Origin of the sequence: Flavobacterium flavipigmentatum (assembly GCF_020911905.1) — a bacterium.
In the GTDB taxonomy this organism is placed as follows: domain Bacteria; phylum Bacteroidota; class Bacteroidia; order Flavobacteriales; family Flavobacteriaceae; genus Flavobacterium; species Flavobacterium flavipigmentatum.
Window position 1 is genome coordinate 3418399 of sequence record NZ_CP087133.1, and the last position, 20264, is coordinate 3438662.

Below are 20264 nucleotides of genomic sequence, written 5' to 3' on the forward strand. Positions count from 1 at the left end.
TTTAGCTTTTATTGGTACAAGAATATATTTTAAATTTAAAAATGATAATCTAAGCCCATTCAAGACAAAGATTATTCGCTCTCGAGGCAAGTCCAAAAGCAGATGGTACAATAATTTATGACATAGGAGTTGGAGGACAAGTGCCTATAGAAAGTATCTTTTCTTTTAGTGGCTATTTTGGTATAACTTATAATTTTTCAAAAACAAAAAAACAAACACCAAGCAATTAAAAAAACACTAAATCTCACAACAAAAAAACCGTAAAAACAAATCGTTTTACGGTTTTTTTATGGAGTAGTACTGGCACAATTGCTTGGCTTCTAAAATTAATTTAATGTCTTATTTTTGAAAGGTTTAGCGTATAATGCAAACTAAAAATTAGCAAATGCCAGTCAGATAAAAATTATTTTTTCTTATTCTTTTTTACTTTTGATCTTTTTGCCTTCTTTTTGGCAATTTTTTTTGCTTTTGCCTTATCCTTTGCTTTTTTAGCTTTGGCTTTCTTTTTGGCATTGGCTTTCACTTTTGCTTTTTTGGCCTTTTCTTTCTTCTTGTCCAATTTAGCTTTTTCTTTCTTTTTCTCTGTTTTCGCTTTTTCTTTTTTCTTAGCCAATTGCTTTTTTTCTTTTTCCTTTTCTTTCATCTTTTTGATCTTCTTTTTTGATTTGGTATTCGCTTTATCTTCGTTTTCCTCAGTAGACTCTTCTACTTCTTCAGAAATTATTAGTGGTTCAACTTCTTCGTTTTCAGCTTTTACTTCTTCGATAGGCAACGTTGGTTTTTCAGTCACCTTTCTCACAGGTCTCTTTACTTTGCTTATTTCTGGAAAATCTTCAACCGAAACTGTTTCTTGCTCTGCACCCTCAGAAGGATTTTCTAAGTTTTCAACAGAGGAATTTATTTCTCCCTTTTCTACTTCGGGATCAAGTTCATTTGGAATTACTTTTTTTCTCATTATTCTCTTAATTTGATCTATTAAAACGTGTTATTATAACTTAACGATATTATCAACTTAAATTAATAGTTAATTCAATGTTAATAAATCATTAACAAAGGTAGCGTTAAAAAGTATTCGCCAATGTTAAGTTTTGCCCTCTGATGAATTCTTAACATTAGAATCCAAGAGGAAGCCATTTTTCAAAATTAAAATTGAAAAATAGCTTTCTAATGTTTTAAAGTAAATCTATTTTAAAAAAAAAGTTCCATCATTTAGTATCAATAACTGCATTTTGATACGTAGCTACAAAATTTTCTGCACTTCGATCAGAAGCAAAAACAAGTAAATAACTATGAATGATCATTTGTTATAAAGCTTCCGTGCGCGTAACTTTTGAGTGACTTCAAAAAATAAAAAATCCCCTTCCTCAAGCAATAACATTTTATTAACGGTATCATAATATTTTTAGATAGTACGATTTCTTCTTTTAGGTACTTTTAAGCAAGTAAGAATTATAATTCAAAAAATAAAAAACGAACTATAAAATGCCGTAGAAAGATTTTCAGAAAAAATAAAGATTGCTGATCATATTTATCATCTGACAGTGGATCATAACACTAGCATTGAATCAAAATCAAGGAATTTTAAATATGTTATAAACAATTAAAAACTAGAATTATGAAAAAAAAGAATCGAAAAGAGGTAATCAGTAAAGTATTCGGTAAGGTCTTCGTTATGATGGCATTGGCAATGACATTTTCATGTCAGGACACCACATTAGAAGAAGAAAAAACAACTACAAATGTGGTAGAAAAAAAATTTTTTTTTAATAAAATTAGTGCATCTGCCAGTTCAGATTTAGCCAGAAGATGGGCACCAATTCATTACAAAGATGTAGATGCTACGGGAACCTATTCTGAAGGAGGAAAATCAGATTACCTTACTGCCATAAATTATGATAATGACTGGAATGCAGAGAATAACTGGAACAATCTTCCTGCGTTTGCCAACTCTTTATCTGCACATTGTTACTATTCGGTAGTAGAATCAAAAACACATTGGTTTATTACATACGCCTTTTTTTCTCCGAGAGATTGGACAGATATTGCGCTTTTGTACCAACTAGACCAACACGAAAATGATTTAGAAGGTGTATTAATGATTGTAGAAAAAGATGGATCTGCTTACGGAAGCCTAAAAGGAGCCGTTACCACCAATCATTCCGACTTCTTTTCTTATGCAACTGCGGGCAGCTCATTTGTAACCGGACTAGAAAGTATTGATGGAACATTGCAAATGAAAGACTTTAACGGAGAAATGCATCCTGTTACGGCGCAAGAAGCAAAAGGGCACGGCCTAAAAGCGTGGCCACAACACGATATAAACGGAGACGGAATTATCTACTACCCTTCTGCAAGTGGAGTTGCACAGATACCAGCCGATAATTATGACAATTATGTTGAGTACAAACTTGTTAATATTTTTGAAGCCGGAGGATTATGGGACCAACGATTCAACACCGATTTGTTTTTTAATGCAGGTGGAGGCTTTAAAGGAAATGATTTTAAATCAGGTGGAGCCAATGCTCCATGGGCTTGGAATGATGGCAATGATGGTATTGTACAAGGCGGAGAACTTGCCACAGATCCGGCCAAATTAGCCGATAATTATTTTGATGGAGTTGGAAATTTTTCACGTACTTATATCAATAATAATTATAATGCTGCGGCCGGAGGTGTTGTAACCGTTTTCCAGAATTGCAACTATACAGGTTATGCAGTTGCCTTGCCAGTAGGTAATTATACACTGGCTCAGCTTAAATCGTATGGTGTTGTAAATGATGATTTGTCATCGGTACGTCTAGAAAGTGGCTATAAAATTACACTGTATCAAAACGATAATTTTGGAGGAGAAACTATTATAATAACTGGAAATAACAGTTGTCTAGGAACTTTTAACGACAAAGCAAGTTCGGTAAAAATTAGTGTTCTGTAAGTTATTTTATTGCTAGAAAAAATAAATCTAGACGGTCTTTTATTGTATCAACCTCTTTGTAATTGGCCATTTAAAAAGCAAAAAGTCATTACGGAATGGCTTTTTTTGTTTTAATGATACATGTTCAGAAAGAGAAATTTGTATGGCGTATTGTAAGAATCCTTCCAGGAACGGGGTTACGAACCGCATCAACGGGGTTCTGAACCCAATCAACGGGGTTCTGAACCACATCAGTTGGGTTTGGAACCACAACAACGGGGTTTGGAACCCCATCAGCGGGGTTGCGAACCGAATCAACGGGGTTGTGAACCCCATCAGTGGGGTTGTGAACCGCATCATTGGGGTTGCGAACCGCGTCAGTGAGGTTATGAACCCCATCAGTCGGGTTGTGAACCGCATCAACGGGGTTACGAACCACATCAGTGGGGTTACGAACCACATCAGTGGGGTTTGGAACCGCATCATTTAGGTCTCGAACCTAAACGTTGGGGTTTTCATAACCTCAAAATACAGTTATTTTATTCCTAAAAAAAACCTAATCACTTTCAAAAATAGTTACGAGCTTTTCAGGAGAAGACTTCTGGGAATGTGGACTGGCCTTTTTTTGTTTACTTTAAATTATAAGTACGCGCCAGATTACCAAAGTACTGCAATAAATTGAAGGGTTTTAAACCCGAATCTGAGACCAATAATTTTTTGATAAGAAATAAATTCTTTTAATTTTTTAATTCTGGTTTGTCAAAATTATGTACTTTTGTTTAATCTTTTAAAATTTTCATTAAACAAAGTAATATGTTGTCTGTAAAAAAAGTAGAAAGTTTATCCGAAGTTGATGTAGATCGAATTATTGAAATGGCATGGGAAGACAGAACGCCCTTTGAAGCCATCAAGTTTCAGTTTAATTTGTCTGAGGCTGATGTAAAATCTTTGATGAAAAAAGAGCTAAAATTTAGTAGCTACAGGCTTTGGCGCACAAGAGTAGAAAATTGTAAAACAAAACATGCCGCAAAACGTGTCGCCGGTATAGATCGGTTTAAGTGCAATTTACAGCGAGCAATTTCAAACAATAAAATATCCAAACGACGATGAAAAAAACATACCTAAACTCATCAGACATTGATCATTTAGACAAACAAAAAAGAGTTCACCTTATTAACAGTCTCGGCGGTTTTAAAAGTGTTTCTTTAATAGGTACAAAAAGTGATGCGAATACTTCAAATCTGGCGGTTTTTAGTTCTATTTTTCACCTTGGCGCCAATCCGTCGCTAATTGCTTTGATCTTTAGACCAAGCCCACCTGAACGTGATACTTTTAGAAATATTCTTGCTACCGGTTTTTATACTATCAATCATATTAACGAAGCTATTTATCAACAAGCGCATCAAACTTCGGCACGTTATGATTCTGATATATCTGAATTTGATGCTGTTGGTTTGACACCCGAATACAAAAACAACTTTCAGGCTCCATTTGTAAAAGAAAGCCACATTCAACTCGGGATAGAATTTAGAGAAAAAATAGACATTACCATTAACAATACCGCAATGGTTATTGGCGAAATTGTACAATTGTACGTTCCCGAAGATTGTTTGTATGAAGACGGATTTATTGACATAGAAAGAGCCAACACTATTACCTGTTCAGGTCTAGACAGTTATCATACAACAAAAAGATTGGATAGGTTGAGCTACGCAAAACCCAACAAAGAGATAACTTCAATACTTTCAATTGAGTAAAAAGGAAATCAATATTGTATGGTTTAAAAGGGATTTGAGAGTGACAGACCACGAGGCCTTGTTTACGGCCCAGCAACAGGATCTGCCCATTTTATTACTGTATTGTTTTGAACCTTCGGTGATGAATTATGATGATTCGGATTTGAGGCACTGGCGTTTTGTTTATGAATCATTGAATTATCTACAACAAAGTTTTGATAAAGCTTCTGCTAAAATTCATGTTTTTCATCAGGAAGCAGGTTTTGTTTTAGAAGAACTTTCAAAAAGGTATGTCATAAAAAATATTTTTTCGTATCAGGAAACTGGCAATAAAGTAACGTTTGAGAGAGATATAGCCATTCAAAAATATTGCTTTGAAAAAAATATTATTTGGAAAGAATTTCAAACCAATGGCGTTGTTCGAAAGTTAAAAACCCGAAGTGACTGGGACAAAAGGTGGAATCACGCCATGAGTGGTATTCCGCACTCATTTGATGCTAAAAAAGGAAGCTTTTTAGATTTAGAAACCGTTTATTATGATACTTTAAAAGGTGAAAAATTACCGGAAGCAATAAAAACAAGGAATAAAAATTTTCAGGAAGGAGGCGAATATTGGGCTTGGCGCTATCTGGATAGTTTTTTAAAAGAACGTTATATCAATTATAGCAAACATATTTCTAAACCAAATTTAAGTAGAAAAGGATGCAGCAGATTGTCTCCTTATCTGACCTACGGAAACATCAGTATGCGGATGGTTTATCAATATACGATGCAGCATTATGAAAAATCTGCCAACAAAAGAGCGCTTTCAAACTTTATATCACGTTTGCATTGGCATTGTCATTTCATTCAAAAGTTTGAAAGTGAATGCAGAATAGAGTTTGAAAACATTAATCGTGCGTTTGATGTTCTGGAAAAACCGAAGAATGAAACTTATATAAAAGCGTGGCAAGAAGGAAAAACGGGCGTACCAATAGTCGATGCGTGTATGCGTTGCCTAGTACAAACGGGTTATATCAACTTTAGAATGCGTGCTTTGGTGGTGTCTTTTTTTGTGTTTAATCTTTGGCAGGATTGGCGGGAGCTACATTTTTTAGCAAGGCAATTTTTAGACTATGAACCCGGTATTCATTATCCGCAATTGCAAATGCAATCTGGTGTTACCGGAATAAATACGATAAGAATTTATAATCCGATAAAAAATTCTGAAGAACATGATGCTGATGGAATTTTTATAAAAAAATGGATTCCAGAACTGGCCAATGTTCCCGCTCACCTACTTCATGAACCCTGGAAATTAGGTTTGATAGATCAGGAATTTTATGGTTGTTTTATTGGTAAAGATTATCCGTTTCCGATAGTAGACATTGAAGAAACAAGGAAGTATGCGAGTACCATTATTTGGGGTTTTAGAAAAAAAGATGATGTAAAAGAAGCTGGGAAGCTAATTTTAAAAAAACATGTAAACAATCCAAAATCAGTAAGAAAATAATAAAAAATAAAAAAAATATTGAATGAGAAATTACGAAAAAACAGAAAGCTATAATTCAGAAACACTCGAAACAATTGCAACCAATTACCAATCAATTATTAAAAATTTAGGTGAAGATGTGACACGAGAAGGACTCGAAAAAACGCCTGAAAGAGCTGCTAAAGCAATGCAATTTTTGACACATGGTTACGAATTAGATCCACTAGAAATTATCAGATCGGCGATGTTTACAGAAGATCACAAACAAATGATCGTGGTAAAGGATATCGAAATGTATTCTATGTGCGAACATCATGTATTGCCTTTTTTTGGTAAAGTACATGTTGCGTATATTCCAAACGGAAAAATAGTTGGGTTGAGCAAAATACCCCGAATTATTGATGCTTTTGCAAGAAGATTACAAGTTCAGGAGCGATTGACAGACCAAATAAGAAATTGTATTCAAGAAGCTTTAAATCCTTTGGGAGTGGCTGTTGTAATTGAGGCGCAGCACATGTGTATGCAGATGCGAGGTGTTCAAAAACAAAATTCTTTTACCACAACCTCATCTTTTACTGGTGCTTTTGAAGAGAACAAAACCCGAGCAGAATTTATTAGTTTAATTTCAAATAAGTTGAGCTAAATTGGTTGGATACGCATTTCTACTCAATTATAAAAAAAGCCGTCCCGAAAAATTTCGAGACGGCTGATTTATTAAAAAAGAAAACTTATTTTTTTATAAAACGTTTGATCGTTTGTTGACCATCTTTATCAAAAACAATGATGTAAACGCCGCTTTTTAAGCCCGAAACATTAACATTATTATCATTAATTTTTTGCTTTGTAACCAAACTTCCTGTTTGCGAATCAACGATACTAAGATTGGCACCTGACACATTTGTTGTAAAGAAAAGTGTTTCTGAAACTGGATTTGGATATACGTTGAAAGCAACCTCATCTATTTCTTCATTCAACACAATTGTTGAAACCTGAGGAGTACTTGCTGCAGCACCTATTTTGGTGATTTTAATCCAGTTAATATTTACTCCACTGTTTTGTATGTAAATGCCAAAATTATACGTTCCTGCGCTTACAGTTACCGTTTGCGATACCGTTTGCCAGTTTTGCCATCCTCCGGTATTCGGAATTCCAACTTCTCCCAAAATAATAGTGCCACCATTTAAGTCAGAAGATATTTTTGCTCCCGTAACAGCACTTGCAACTCGGTATTCTATAGTGTAAGAACCAGAAGTCGGAAAATTGATATTGTTGTACGCAATCCAGTCCGCTGTATCGGTGTATGCCACATTTAATCCGCCACCAGTATCTGTTGTAGCTTCGGTTTGGATTCCGTTCATGGCTGAGTAATCCTCGGCCTGAATTAAACTTGAAGTTTGTGCTGTCGTAGTAGGAATCAATTTCCATTGTCCGCATGTCTGGCCATTATCATCCCATTGCTGAACATTGGCACCATTGGCAGTACTCGCCCCTGCTACCTCAACAACTTTACCGCTGTGTCGGGCAATAATTTTATAAAATCCATCGCCTGTAGAAACTAAAATAAATTGTTGATTTGTGGTTCCGTTGTACGGATATTGCTCTACATTGGCACCATTAGCTTTATTAAAATTATTTACATCTAATGACTGACCGCTATGATTGGCGATAATTTTATACAATCCATCACCCAAATGCGTAAAGGTGTATTTTTGATGATTTCCACCATTGGCATTTCCTTGCGCTACATTGGCTCCGTTGGCCAGACTTGAAGTCCAGACATCCATATTTAGACCACTGTTTCTGTTTTGCAAAAAGTAGGTTGCATTTCCTAAAGTGGTCACTCCGTTTGCAATAATTCGAATAGAAGTTACCTTGTCATTCCAAGTTGTATTCAAACATGAATTATCAGAATTAATTACTGTCGATCCTCCTGTAAAATTATCATCTTGGTACAAAATTGCTTGAAAACCTTGTGTAATTCGAAGCGAAGAAATATCATCATTTAAAATACCTAGTGCATTCAAACGGGCCATATTATAATCACCAATCGTTAATCCGCCTGAAAATCCTGTGTAATTACAATCTTTATACACTGTAATCACATCTGTTGATGGACTGACATTTCCTCCTGGCGGAATCGTTCCTGTAATCGAATAACTTCCGATAGAACCATACGCCGAATATCCTCCGTAACCGGCATTTCCGGCACCACTTCCGTCAACACCAACATAATATTTACCGGCTGGCAGATTTACATTCATTGAAGCATTCAAAACAAACGGATCAGAGTTCCAATAGGTCCCTATCTCAGCTCCTGCAGCATTGTACAACCGCATCAAAAGATGCAAATTTCCATCACGACTCACCGTATTGGCATTTATAGAAACATTTCCTCCACCAGTTGTAAACGTAAAAAAATCATAATCGGCCTCACTGGCAATTACACCATTTTTCTGGTTGATAGCGCCACTAGCATTATAATCTAAGTTTGCTGCCGAAGCAATATTATTTCCGTAATCATCGCCTCTGTAGCCCACGCCAAATTTAGCACTGGCAATCGTTGCCACATCATCTTGGTTATTATTGGCATAATTGTATTCTCCCTTGCTCCATTGTACAACAGGTCGGTAATAACCTGCTCCCATGATAGGTGCCCAAGATGTACCATCTATCCCTACAAAATAACCTTCTGACGGATTTGTACGACCGTCATGACCAAGATCAAAAGTATGACCTATTTCATGCGCTGAGGCATCTCCACCCGATTTGCCCGAAGTAATAAATACCCAGCAAGGCACATCGTTGTCCCAGTTAAAAGAACCAATATATGCTACACCTCCCGCCCCCGGGGCCGCAGTATTGGTTGGAGTTACCACCACGCGCATTCTTCTATTTCTTGGATAGGAATTAAAAACTGCTTCGCTCGTTGTAATGTTCACATTAAAAGGCCTGTAATCCTCTGCTACTACCTCCCAATGTTGCTGTACAGCGGCATCGCTCATCCCTGATGGTGCTGCATTGATTGCGTTACCGTTGTTCCAAAGATTTCCTGCCGGCATGTTATATCCATCAAAATCTAATAAAACACAACCTGCCGCACCCGGTAAACTTTGCAAGTTTAACAAAGCCGGAGCAATTTCTGCTGCAGCTGCCACTTTACTTGTTTTACTTGTATTTTCAGGAACATTTTCATAATTGATACAAACTAACGTATTGATGTCTACTTTAGAAACAAAGGCGTTTCCTTGTGCATCAGAATGGTATTTGTATGCCTCTTTTGTTTTCTTAAAAATAATGTGCCCTTCTAATGATTTATCCATCACTTTGATGTAAAAAGAAGATTCTGCCACATTTTTAATTTCGCCAATCAAAAATTCACTCGAAGAATTAGATTGTTTGTAATTTATTTTTCCGTTGAATTTTTTGGAATTTTCGACTTCAAGCAAAACTGTTTTTTCGACACTTTTTGAAGTAGCAGAATTAACGAGTTCTTTTTTTAAACTGTTCATAAATGTTTTACTCGAACCTAGAGAGGTCTGCGCAACAGCAAAGCTACTAAAAGCTAAAAACGCGAGTAAAATTAAGCGAAAGCTGTAATTGTTTTTCATTTTTATTTAAGGTTTGGGGTTACTATTGATTAAAAAGCGCTATTCTTTTTTTATAAATAAATAAGCAATAGCGCTCTTTTTAAAAAGTTATTTTTTCACAAAACGTCTTACCGTTTTAATTCCGTTTTTCTCTACCAAAATCAGATAGATTCCAGTTTTTAAACCCGAAACATCCAGACTATTGTTATTGACTTTTTGTTCAGAAAGCGTTTGACCGCCCTGAGAATTGATAATACTCACGCTCGCTCCAGAAATTTCTGTAGAAAAGAAAAGAGTATCTTGCGTTGGACTTGGATAAACAGTCAGACTTTCAATTTTTTCTGTTGGAGCTGATTTCGCAGTAAGAGCCGATCCTGCTTTTGTGATTCGGAACCAGTTTAAATTCACACCGGAATTTTGAATGTAAATCCCGAAGTTATACGTTCCCGCATTGACATTTACGGTTTGAGAAACTGTTTGCCAATTTTGCCATCCTCCGGTATTCGGGATATTAACAGCTCCTAACTGAATGCTTCCTGCACTCAAATCTGAAGAAATGACTGCTCCGTTGACATTGCTGGCAACTCTGTACTCAATCAAATAAGAACCAGATGTTAGAAAATTGATATTGCTGTAAGACATCCAATCACTCGTATCTGTATAACCTACATTCAATCCTCCACCAGTATCTGTTGTAGCTTCAGTTTGAATTCCGCTCATGACGGCATAACTCTCTGCTTCAATCAATACTGAAGAAGAATTTGTTATCGCTCTCACTCTTAAAGAAGTAGCTGTATCATTGAAACTATTATCTACCAGACAAGTATCATCTGAGGTAATAACTGCAGAAGAACCAGAAAAATTATCATTTGTGTACAGCACTACTTCATAACCATTTTGCACTTTAAGCGAAGAAATATCATTATCTAAAATTCCTTTTGCCTGCAAGTCACCTAAAGTATAGTTACCAGCTGGTAAACTCACAGCAGATCCACCATAATTACAATCCTTATACATTGTGGCAACGCCATTTTGCGGTGTATCATAAAATGTTTGTCCTGCCAGGTTTCTTCTTTTCAATCCTTGTGCTCTATAATTGGCTACCAAAGTATTGATCTGATTCAGGCTTAATTCTGTGTTTTTATAATATAAAACCCAGTCTGCCATAAAAGTATTCTCTCTATTACTAGTGCTGGTACCTAATACATTATTCCAAATCCAGTTAGCAAATGCCACCTGCATCGTACTTCGGGGATAAACAGGAAGACCAGCCTGAGTTTCATTATCAGTAACAGAATGAGTTGCAATAAGCGTGTTATCCATGTAATATTTGATATTCACACCATCTGTGCAAGTAGCGATAAAAGTATGCCACCCCGCTAATGATTTTTGTTGGGTAGAATAAGTTTTCCAAGGCCTCCAAGGATTTGCAATATATTTATGATAGGAAGTCGTATATCCAACTCTGTTGTCTGGAGAAACACCCCATTTATCAGCAGCCATATATTCTATTATATCCATTTCACTATACTTCGAACCATCCTGAGCAAGACTTGAACTTACAATGGTAAAAAAGGTCTGTATATTGGCATCTTTCGATACAAAAGATTCATCAGATAAGTAGACTCTTGATGCATAAGTTCCTTCAAAATATTCATAAGAACTTTCTATTCTAGAATGTGTTACAGCTTTTGATTGGCCATTAACAGTCGTTTTCAATGTCATTAACTTATTGGTCGAATTATCTGGATCTGTAACAAAAGCTACGTTATTTCTACTGTACATAGCTCCCTCTGGCGGTCCGCTTACTCCGTTAACAATTTGCCATTTATTAAATGATGACAATTGTGGATCATTATTGCCTGAATAATTAAAATCATCAAACATTATAACCTGAGCGTGGCAGCTTAAACCAAAGAAAATAAATGTCAATAAAAGTAGCTTTGAAAGAACTAAAACTATTATATTTTTCTTCATCTACTTTATTTTTTCACAAAACGTCTTACCGTTTTAATTCCGTCTTTCTCTACCAAAATAAGATAGATTCCGGTTTTTAAACCCGAAACATCTACACTATTGTTATTGACTTTTTGTTCAGAAAGCGTTTGACCACCTTGAGAATTGATAATACTCACGCTCGCTCCTGAAATTTCTGTAGAAAAGAAAAGAGTCTCTTGCGTAGGACTTGGATAAACAGTCAGACTTGCAATAGTTTTTTCATCTACAGTTTCAGGAGAAGTCATTTTGGCTGTTAAAGCAGCAGCTGATTTTGTGATTCTGAACCAGTTTAAATTCACTCCAGAATTTTGAATGTATATTCCAAAGTTATACGTTCCAGCATTTACATTTACGGTTTGAGATACCGTCTGCCAATTTTGCCAACCTCCAGTATTGGGGATATTAACAGCCCCTAACTGAATGGTTCCAGCACTTAAATCTGATGAAATTCTGGCTCCCGAAACAGCACTTGCTACCCTATATTCAATCAAATAAGAACCTGACGTAGGGAAATTGATATTAAAGTAGGCCATCCAATCTCCTGTATCTGCATAACCCACATTCAAACCTCCGCCGGTATCTGTTGTTGGTTCGGTTTGCACACCGCTCATTGAGGAGAAATTTTCGGCCTGAATCAAAGTACCTCCTGCTGGTGGCTGACTTCCTGTAATAACCTGATTGATTGCAGTTAATAATGATTTTGACCCCACAGCATCTTGCGACAGCTCCCAAATCATAACACCTCCGGCGTTTTGAATCGCAAAAGCTGTTTTTTGTTTGATGGTTGGTATTCCGTTATAATAAATCGTATTTCCTACCTGATCTACATTTTCAGCACCCGGATATTGTGCTATAATATTGGCATACGAAATTCCCTGATTAGCAGCAGCTCCAAAACCATATCCGTAAAACGGCACTCCAATAATGGCTTTACTTGCTGGTAAACCTCTTCCTGTCCAATAATTAAACTGATTAACCGCCATACTATACGGAGAATGTGGACCAGGATTTCCAGGAGCCCAAGGACCTGTTGCATCATACGCCATAATATTAATCCAGTCATAAGCAGCAAACGTAGAAGAAGGAACATTGGCACCACCATAACCTTCAGAAAGTGCGGCTGTAATTTGTTTCCCACCCGCATGTAATTTATTCGCCAAAGCAATTACAAATCCTCCGTAATCACCATTGATTGCAGGACCTTCCAAATCTACATCGACTCCATCAAAATTATGAGCGACAACATAATCGTAAATTTTTTGAATAAATGCTGTTCTGTTTCCAGGAGTAATCAGGTTGAAATAATTATCACGAATGACACCGCCTTCAGAAATAGATCCTCCACCAAGGGAAACAAAAACTTTTACATTTTGTGCATGTGCTGCATTAATAATGGTAGTAGAACCAGAATTGAATGTTAGGTATCCGTTGGCATCTGGATTTTCGAACGCAATGTTTATATGTGTTAATTTACTGTATTGAATAGTGCTTGAAAAAGCATTCAGATCAATCCAGTTAGGAATGTACGCAATTACTTTTTTTTGAGCGATAGAAAAATTGAAAACGCTCAAAGCCAAAATAATGATCCATTTTAGTTGAATCTTTGTATAATTTTTTTTCATAATCTTCTTTTTTATTTTTTTTGGGGAAGAAAATAAAAGCCTCAAATTTTTCTCATTTGATTAGAATGTTCGAGGCTTTTAATCATTTAAAACTATTTTTTTATAAAACGTTTAACCGTTTTTCTACCATCTTTTTCAAAAACAACCAAATAAATTCCTGCTTTTAAACGCGAAACATCTATGCTGTTGTTATTGCTTTTTTGTGACACCACTACCTCTCCTGTTTGAGAATCTACAATCTTAACATTTCCTTCAGTTACATCAGCTGTGATAAAAAGTGTATTTTCTGCAGGACTTGGGTAGACATTTAGAGTCATTTCAACTGGTTCTTCTTCTACTGTTGTAGCAACTGTTTTAGCGTTTAAACCAGCGCCAACTTTAGTAATTTTGATCCAATTGATATTCATACCCGTATTTTGAATGTAAATACCAAAATTGTATGTTCCTGCATTTACGTTTACCGTTTGCGAGATTGTCTGCCAATTTTGCCATCCTCCGGTATTTGGTACATCCACAGTACCCAAAACAATAGTTCCTCCATTTAAATCTGAAGATAACTTACCGCCAGTTACGGCACTTGCTACCCTGTATTCGATTAAATAAGATCCTGTTGTTGGAAAATTAATAGCGTTATACGCCAACCAGTCACCTGTTTCGGTATAACCAACATTCGAACCACCACCTGTGTCTGTGGTTGCTTCAAGCTGAATTCCATTCATGGCAGAATAATCTTCGGCTTGTATTAAAACAGATGTTGAAGAAGTGGTAACTGGAATCAATTTCCATTGACCACAAGTCTGGTTGTTGTCATCCCATTGTTGCACATTAGCACCATTGGCAGTGCTTGCGCCACCAACTTCAACTATTTTACCGCTATTTCTGGCAACGATTTTATAGAATCCGTCACCTGTTGAAACCAATATGAACTGCTGATTTGTTGTTGCATTGTATGGATATTGCTCTACATTGGCACCATTTTCTTTACTGAAGTTTTTGATATCTAATGATTGTCCGCTGTGGTTGACAATAATTTTATACAAACCATCACCCAAATGAGTAAAAGTAAATTTCTGGTTGTTACTATTATTGGCAACACCTTGCGCTACATTGGCTCCGTTAGCCGTACTGGCATTCCAAACATCCATGTTTAAACCACTGTTTCTGTTTTGAAGGTAATAAGTCGTATTTCCTAAAGTAGTGGTTCCGTTTGCCAAAATTCGGATAGAAGTTACTTTATCATTCCAAGTAGTATTCAAACAAGAATTATCAGAATTGATGACAGTTGAAGCTCCGCCAAAATTATCATCTTGATACAAAATCGCCTGAAAACCTTTAGTAATTTTTAGCGAAGAAATAGCATCGTCTTCGATTCCTAACGTTTTTAATCGGGCCAAGTTATAATCTCCTATAGTTAATCCGCCAGAAAATCCGGTATAGTTACAATCTTTATAAGCTGTAATTACATCTGTAGTAGCGGGTACAGAAGGTACTAATCCTGCGTATCCTCCAAAAACAGCAATCACTTTTGTTGGTTGTGGCGAATGTAATGAAGGTGATTGATCGGCTACATCATCATAAGCAAATCCGTACGCCAGATTATCAACACTTATACCGGGTAAATGCCAGAATTTAGAATAATGATTTGTTGGATTGGCTTGGTAAAATTGCGACGCATTGTACCAGTTTTGTTGTCCCGGATTGGGTGTAGTAACATTTACCATGTGTCTGTTAATTGCCGCAGTTAACTGAGCTTGAATAACCAGATCCAAATCTCCGTCAACCAATCTTCTGTCTAAAACACCTTTGCCTTCAAGAGCTTCCTGAGTCGAAGGTCTGCTTTGCACTCTACCCGTACGGCCCGTAAATCCACCGGATTGTCCTACTACTTGAAGCTGTTCTCCAATAATTCTTCCTTTAAAAACACCTGCATCACCTGCATAAAATATTAAATCTTCGTTTTTATATTTATTCCAGATTGCATCAATGTATGATTTTAAATAATTGGCGTGAGGACCTACACTTGTTCCTCCTGTTCCATCTGCAAAAGCAGGAGTTTTGGATGGTGCTGTAATTTCGCCTGTAGCATCATTTACACAACCTTGAAATTCTGAGGGAACATTGGCTTTGAAAGCCGCCACAATTTCGGAGTGTTTTTTTAACTCCCCTACTTTTTTCTGATAACCATTGGCACCAAATAATTCCAGTCCCATTGGATATTTATACGAATCTACTCTTGAAGGATTTCCAAAGAAACCGTATTGGTTATTGGTAAGTTCAATGATTTCATATAAAATACCCTGATTAGGATCGGTTACATTCAACGGATTTGGAGAAGTATATCCCGAAGGAGCACCATTAGCGCCAAAAAAGTAAAAATACAATTGCTGTCCTTTGGCGATAAAAACTCTACAGCCTGCGATTAAAGGCAATGTAAAAGTCTTATTTGGAATTTCGCTTAATTTGGTAAAGCAATTAGCATATTTAGAGTTCTGTCCTGGTCCGGTATTCCCGCCAATTGTTGGGCCCGTAACCGTATTATAAGAAGAGCTCATGGGTAAAACCTGACTCGTTTTGGCATTGACCCAAACGTGATTACCTGTGTTGTAATCGATACCTACAATCGCCACATATAATTCGTTATCATTAAATGTAGAATTATTCGTGATTGTAAAAGGTATGGCACCTTGCCCATACATAGAGTTTGACAACACCAGAAATAGTGTCATCAGAAAGGAAATTGCTGATAATTTAATTTTATTCATATTTAAGTTATTTTGGGGTTACGTAAATAGGTTTGAAATCATAAAGCCATTTTTTAGAAATGATGACTTTATTGATCCGTCAGGTGTAATTATTGGTGCTATCCATTTAAATTTTATTCCAGTTTTATTTATAACAAGAACATTTATTTTTAAACAAATCACACCCAACGGATTATAATTATTGCTTAATCATTTTTTTGGTCCAGCTTTTTTGATCCGATTTAAAATTCAGAATATAAATTCCTCTAGAAAGTTTGCTTATATCGATCAGGCTTTCGTTATTGTCAGCATCCATTTTGTACTCGATAATCTGAGTTCCCGAATTATCAAAAATTGTGATCACTTTATGATCTAATTTTTCGGGTACCAAAACCTGAACATAATTACTTGCTGGATTAGGATACATGGCAAAAACTGCGGTTTCTACTTGCGGTTCCTCAACAATTGTTGCTGTTTTTTTAGCGGTAGAAGCAGTTCCATAAGCTTCCAACTCAAAAAGAGAATATCCGTATGGAGCCAAGGCCTTTGTGGTACATAAAATTCTGATGTATCTTCCGGTTCCATTCACGACCAAATCGTCTGTTCCGCCATCGCTGGCCGTTTGCGTATTTACTGTTTCGTTTTCTGTAAAAACGTTATCAGTAGAAATTTGCACTTTATATTGGGTTGCAAAAGCCGCTTCCCATTTCAAAACCACACGATTGATAGTGTAATTGCTTTGCAAATCAACATAAATCCATTCGCTGGCATTGGCAAAACCGCTCGACCATCTTGAGGCTGTGGCATCTCCATCTGTGGCTTTCGCCGAAGCGTAAGTAGCATTCTCCTCTGTAGAAGCAACAGTTGGTTTTGATAAAGCCAAATTGACGTTGTTGTTTGAAGTAATATTTCTAACAATGACATCGCTAAAAACTCCAGTCGCCAATGTTCCGTTGGCATGAGAAGTCACCGCCATACCCACATAAATAGTATTGGCCATGCCGATCGTTCTTGGCGTACCAATTTGTGTCCATGTTGTACCGTTGTCTGATGAATAAGACGTAAATGTATTTCCTGATCTTACCAAACGAACCCATTTTGGAGACGCACCGCCAGTTCCTTCAAAAATTGTTATTCCCGCTGTTGTGTTTCTGGATAGAAATTCAATTCCTGCTCCTGCACTGGCATCTGTCATAGCATGTTTAGAAGTTGGCGTAAGTGTTTCGCGGAACATTACACCTGCTTTTGCATAGGTATTGGTATTGGTTAACGAATTTATTTTGGCAATAATTTCGGCATCACCTGTTATCGCTTGGTTAACATACTGAAACTGATCACTTGACTCCCAAATGTCTGTACCTGCTCCTTTTATTGTAAAAGTTCCGTTACTGTGAGTTGCTTCTCCAGCCGGAGTTACAGCTCCCAAATCTGTACTAACCCAAGGAGATGGCAATGTCGCTGGCGGATTTTCTGTAGAAACTAAATTGACCGCTCTGATATTATCAAAATAATACGTGTTTCCAGAACTGGTTCCCGGCTCAAACAAGAATACAAAACGATTTACTTCGCTATTTAATGTTGAGGCGTCAGGTGCGCTTGCATACGTAAAAATTAGCGTATGCCAAGTGTTGGTTTGTTTTACAACCGCTTGATAAACGCTGTGTCTTCCTACCGGAAAGTTAGACGGAATTGAAGCGCTGCTTTCTGCCTGCCATGAAATAACAGAACCTACTGGCGCTGAAGTATACACATCCATCGCAAATTTTTTAGTTCCGCTTTTGAAATCTCCAATATTATTTAAAGTCGTGTTGAAAGAAAAATTATCGTATAATTCTGTTGATTTTCTAACATATCTTCCAACATTTGAAGAAGTATTAATTCCGGTTGCGCTCGGATTTGCAATGTTTGGCGTATACGTTCCGATCGCATCTCTAAAAGTAATATTGTGTGTATTTTGATAATCTTCGTAAACCACTCCCGGCGTAAAAGTATCCGGCAATTTGGTTGAACCAATTCTAATATTATCAAAATAATACGTATCGCTGGTATAAGAACCAGAGTTAAACAACAAAACCATTTGATTGATCGCTAAGTTCGATGTTCCTGCGTCCGGACTTGAATTATAATAAAAAGTCAGGGTTTCCCATTGATTTTGTTTTGAAGTAATCGCAACATAATTACTATTTCTTCCCGTTGGAAAATTACCCGGAAGCGATGTGGCGCTATTCTCTAGATTCATACTTACAACAGTTCCTATAGGAGCAGAAGTATAGACGTCAATCATAATTTTATTGGTCTGATTTTTTAATAACCCCGCATCTTCAATCGTACTTTGTGTATTAAAAAATAAAACATCATATTGCTCGGTTACATTTCGAACATATCTTGCCACATTCGCAGAAGCGTTTACCGAATTAGCACCAGGATTAGCTACTACACTGTAAGTTCCGGTAGTAGTACCCTTGATAATTCTATTGATACCGTCATAATTTTGCAAAACATCAGTAGCAATAACAGGTTTTTCAGGAGCCGCTTTTGTAAGTAGATTATCAAAATAATAAGTAGTTCCAGCATTAGAATTAGATTCGAAAAGAAAAACTACAGTATTGATAGAAAGGGCACTTGTGTTGGGATCGATTACTTTTTCGAATTCAAACTCAATAGTCTCCCACTTGTTTTGTACGGTAGTGGTGGCTTTGTAACCACTGTGTCTTCCTGAAGGAAAATTAATGGCTGTTGTAACCAGACTATTTTCGAGTTGCATCGAGATTTTAGTACCTACGGGAGCAGAAGTATAAATATCAAAAGAAATCTTTTTGCGACCGTAAACGTAATCATTGGCATTACTGATCACTACATTTTTAATATTCATAACATCATACAATTCAGATGAGTTACGAACATATCTTCCTACCAAAGGTGATGTATTAATTCCTGTAGCCGACGGATTTGCAATAGCTTCACTCAGAACACCGGTTTTGTTTCCATAAACAATATTTCTATTGGATTGAAAATCTTCGTAAATTCTCTCTACGGGTAAAGGTGCTTCTGTGGTTACAGCCAGTTTGTAAGTGTTAGCTGAACAACCAGAAACGCTGGTCGCTACAGCAACATCTCCTCCAGTTGTTCCCCAATTTACTGTAATTGTATTCGTTCCTTGCCCTGAAGTAATTGTTGCTCCCGCAGGAACTGTCCAATTATAGGTTGCTCCGGCAATTGTGTTAATAGAATAAGTTTTATTGGTCTCATTGTTGTATACTTTTGCATCACCAGTTACACCATACGTAAAACTGCCGCTGTAAACACGAACGTAATCTACCTGCAATTTTGCTGGAAAATCTCCCGGAATTGGTGCTACTCCAGCACCATTTACACTTGTGTAAGGCGTTCCAGCACTTCCTACTGCAAGATTCAGAATGATGTAAAACGGTCTGTCGTTAAAAGGCCATCCACCGTTTACGGTTGTATTAGGTGTTGCGGTATGAAATAAATTACCATCAATAAACCATTTGATACTATTGGGTGCCCATTCTACTGCATACACGTGAAATTCTGTAGACAAATCGGTTGGAGATGCGTAGCTTCTACCTGTATAATGATAACCGCCAGCATCATAATGAATGGTTCCATCTACAGATTGTGGATTCCTGTGTTTGGCTTCCATAATATCAATTTCGCCTGTAAATGGCCAAGTTCCAGATCCTCCCTCTGGCAACATCCAGAAGGCAGGCCACGCTCCCATTCCTGATGATAGCTTCATTCGGGCTTCTATTCTTCCGTATTTTACAGCATATTTTCCTTCTGTAGTTAATTTTGCAGAGGCATAAGGTTGTTGCGGAAATTGCGCATTCGGCTCATATTTGGCCTGAATGTTCAAATAACTGTTTGTTCCTTCTTTTACTATTGTCGCCTGATTAGGATCGTAGCGTTGCGCTTCGGCATTTCCGAATCCGCAAAGCGAAGGACAACCATTTCCTGAAATGCTTTGCCATTTCAGTGCATCGACTGTTGTACCATTAAACTCGTCTGACCAAATAAGAGTATTACACTGCGCACTCATTTTTAGAAAAGACGAAAAAATCAAAATCGTAAGAATAATAAATCTTTTTCGTAAAGCATAATTACTTCTCGGTGGTTGTCCGAAAAAGGAGTCTTTTTGTTTCATTTTTTTATTTTTTTGTTAGTAAAGTCTGCTAGC

11 protein-coding genes are annotated in these 20264 nt (G+C 36.8%); 5 read left to right on the plus strand and 6 right to left on the minus strand.

Going from position 1 to position 20264, the window contains the following annotated elements; genetic code table 11:
- Positions 1–403 precede the first annotated feature (403 nt).
- Complete coding sequence (locus LNP22_RS14720) at positions 404–955, minus strand: hypothetical protein (protein WP_229974128.1); 552 nt, start codon at positions 953–955, stop codon at positions 404–406.
- A gap of 660 nt (positions 956–1615) precedes the next feature.
- Between LNP22_RS14720 and LNP22_RS14725 the strand changes: the two genes are divergently transcribed.
- The 5 genes from LNP22_RS14725 (at position 1616) to folE (ending at position 6761) form a co-directional block, all read left to right on the plus strand.
- Positions 1616–2932, plus strand: a complete 1317-nt coding sequence (locus tag LNP22_RS14725) for a hypothetical protein (protein WP_229974129.1) — start codon at positions 1616–1618, stop codon at positions 2930–2932.
- Between the two features lie 792 nt (positions 2933–3724).
- The gene (locus LNP22_RS14730; RefSeq protein WP_229974130.1) at positions 3725–4021 is read left to right on the plus strand and encodes a TIGR03643 family protein; all 297 of its coding nucleotides are present in this window, start codon (positions 3725–3727) and stop codon (positions 4019–4021) included.
- Entirely contained in the window at positions 4018–4668 is a 651-nt protein-coding gene (locus LNP22_RS14735; RefSeq protein ID WP_229974131.1) for a flavin reductase family protein, read from the plus strand. Before LNP22_RS14730 ends, LNP22_RS14735 begins: the two co-directional genes overlap by 4 nt.
- Positions 4661–6139, plus strand: coding sequence for a cryptochrome/deoxyribodipyrimidine photo-lyase family protein (locus LNP22_RS14740; RefSeq protein ID WP_319616472.1), 1479 nt, complete (start codon positions 4661–4663; stop codon positions 6137–6139). Before LNP22_RS14735 ends, LNP22_RS14740 begins: the two co-directional genes overlap by 8 nt.
- A 22-nt stretch (positions 6140–6161) precedes the next feature.
- Complete coding sequence (gene folE / locus LNP22_RS14745; protein ID WP_229974133.1) at positions 6162–6761, plus strand: GTP cyclohydrolase I FolE; 600 nt, start codon at positions 6162–6164, stop codon at positions 6759–6761.
- An 85-nt stretch (positions 6762–6846) separates the two neighbouring features.
- Here folE and LNP22_RS14750 read toward each other — a convergent pair whose 3' ends face one another.
- From LNP22_RS14750 to LNP22_RS14770, 5 genes are all read right to left on the minus strand, one after another.
- Positions 6847–9726 (minus strand): RICIN domain-containing protein, encoded by a 2880-nt coding sequence (locus LNP22_RS14750; protein WP_229974134.1) that lies wholly within the window; start codon positions 9724–9726, stop codon positions 6847–6849.
- Positions 9727–9813: 87 nt separating this feature from the next.
- The gene (locus LNP22_RS14755; RefSeq protein ID WP_229974135.1) at positions 9814–11682 is read right to left on the minus strand and encodes a carbohydrate-binding protein; all 1869 of its coding nucleotides are present in this window, start codon (positions 11680–11682) and stop codon (positions 9814–9816) included.
- Positions 11683–11687: 5 nt separating this feature from the next.
- Positions 11688–13325, minus strand: a complete 1638-nt coding sequence (locus LNP22_RS14760) for a glycosyl hydrolase family 18 protein (RefSeq protein ID WP_229974136.1) — start codon at positions 13323–13325, stop codon at positions 11688–11690.
- A 92-nt stretch (positions 13326–13417) separates the two neighbouring features.
- Entirely contained in the window at positions 13418–16087 is a 2670-nt protein-coding gene (locus LNP22_RS14765; protein WP_229974137.1) for a beta-1,3-glucanase family protein, read from the minus strand.
- A gap of 178 nt (positions 16088–16265) precedes the next feature.
- Positions 16266–20231 (minus strand): family 16 glycosylhydrolase, encoded by a 3966-nt coding sequence (locus LNP22_RS14770; RefSeq protein WP_229974138.1) that lies wholly within the window; start codon positions 20229–20231, stop codon positions 16266–16268.
- Between the last annotated feature and the right edge of the window lie 33 nt (positions 20232–20264).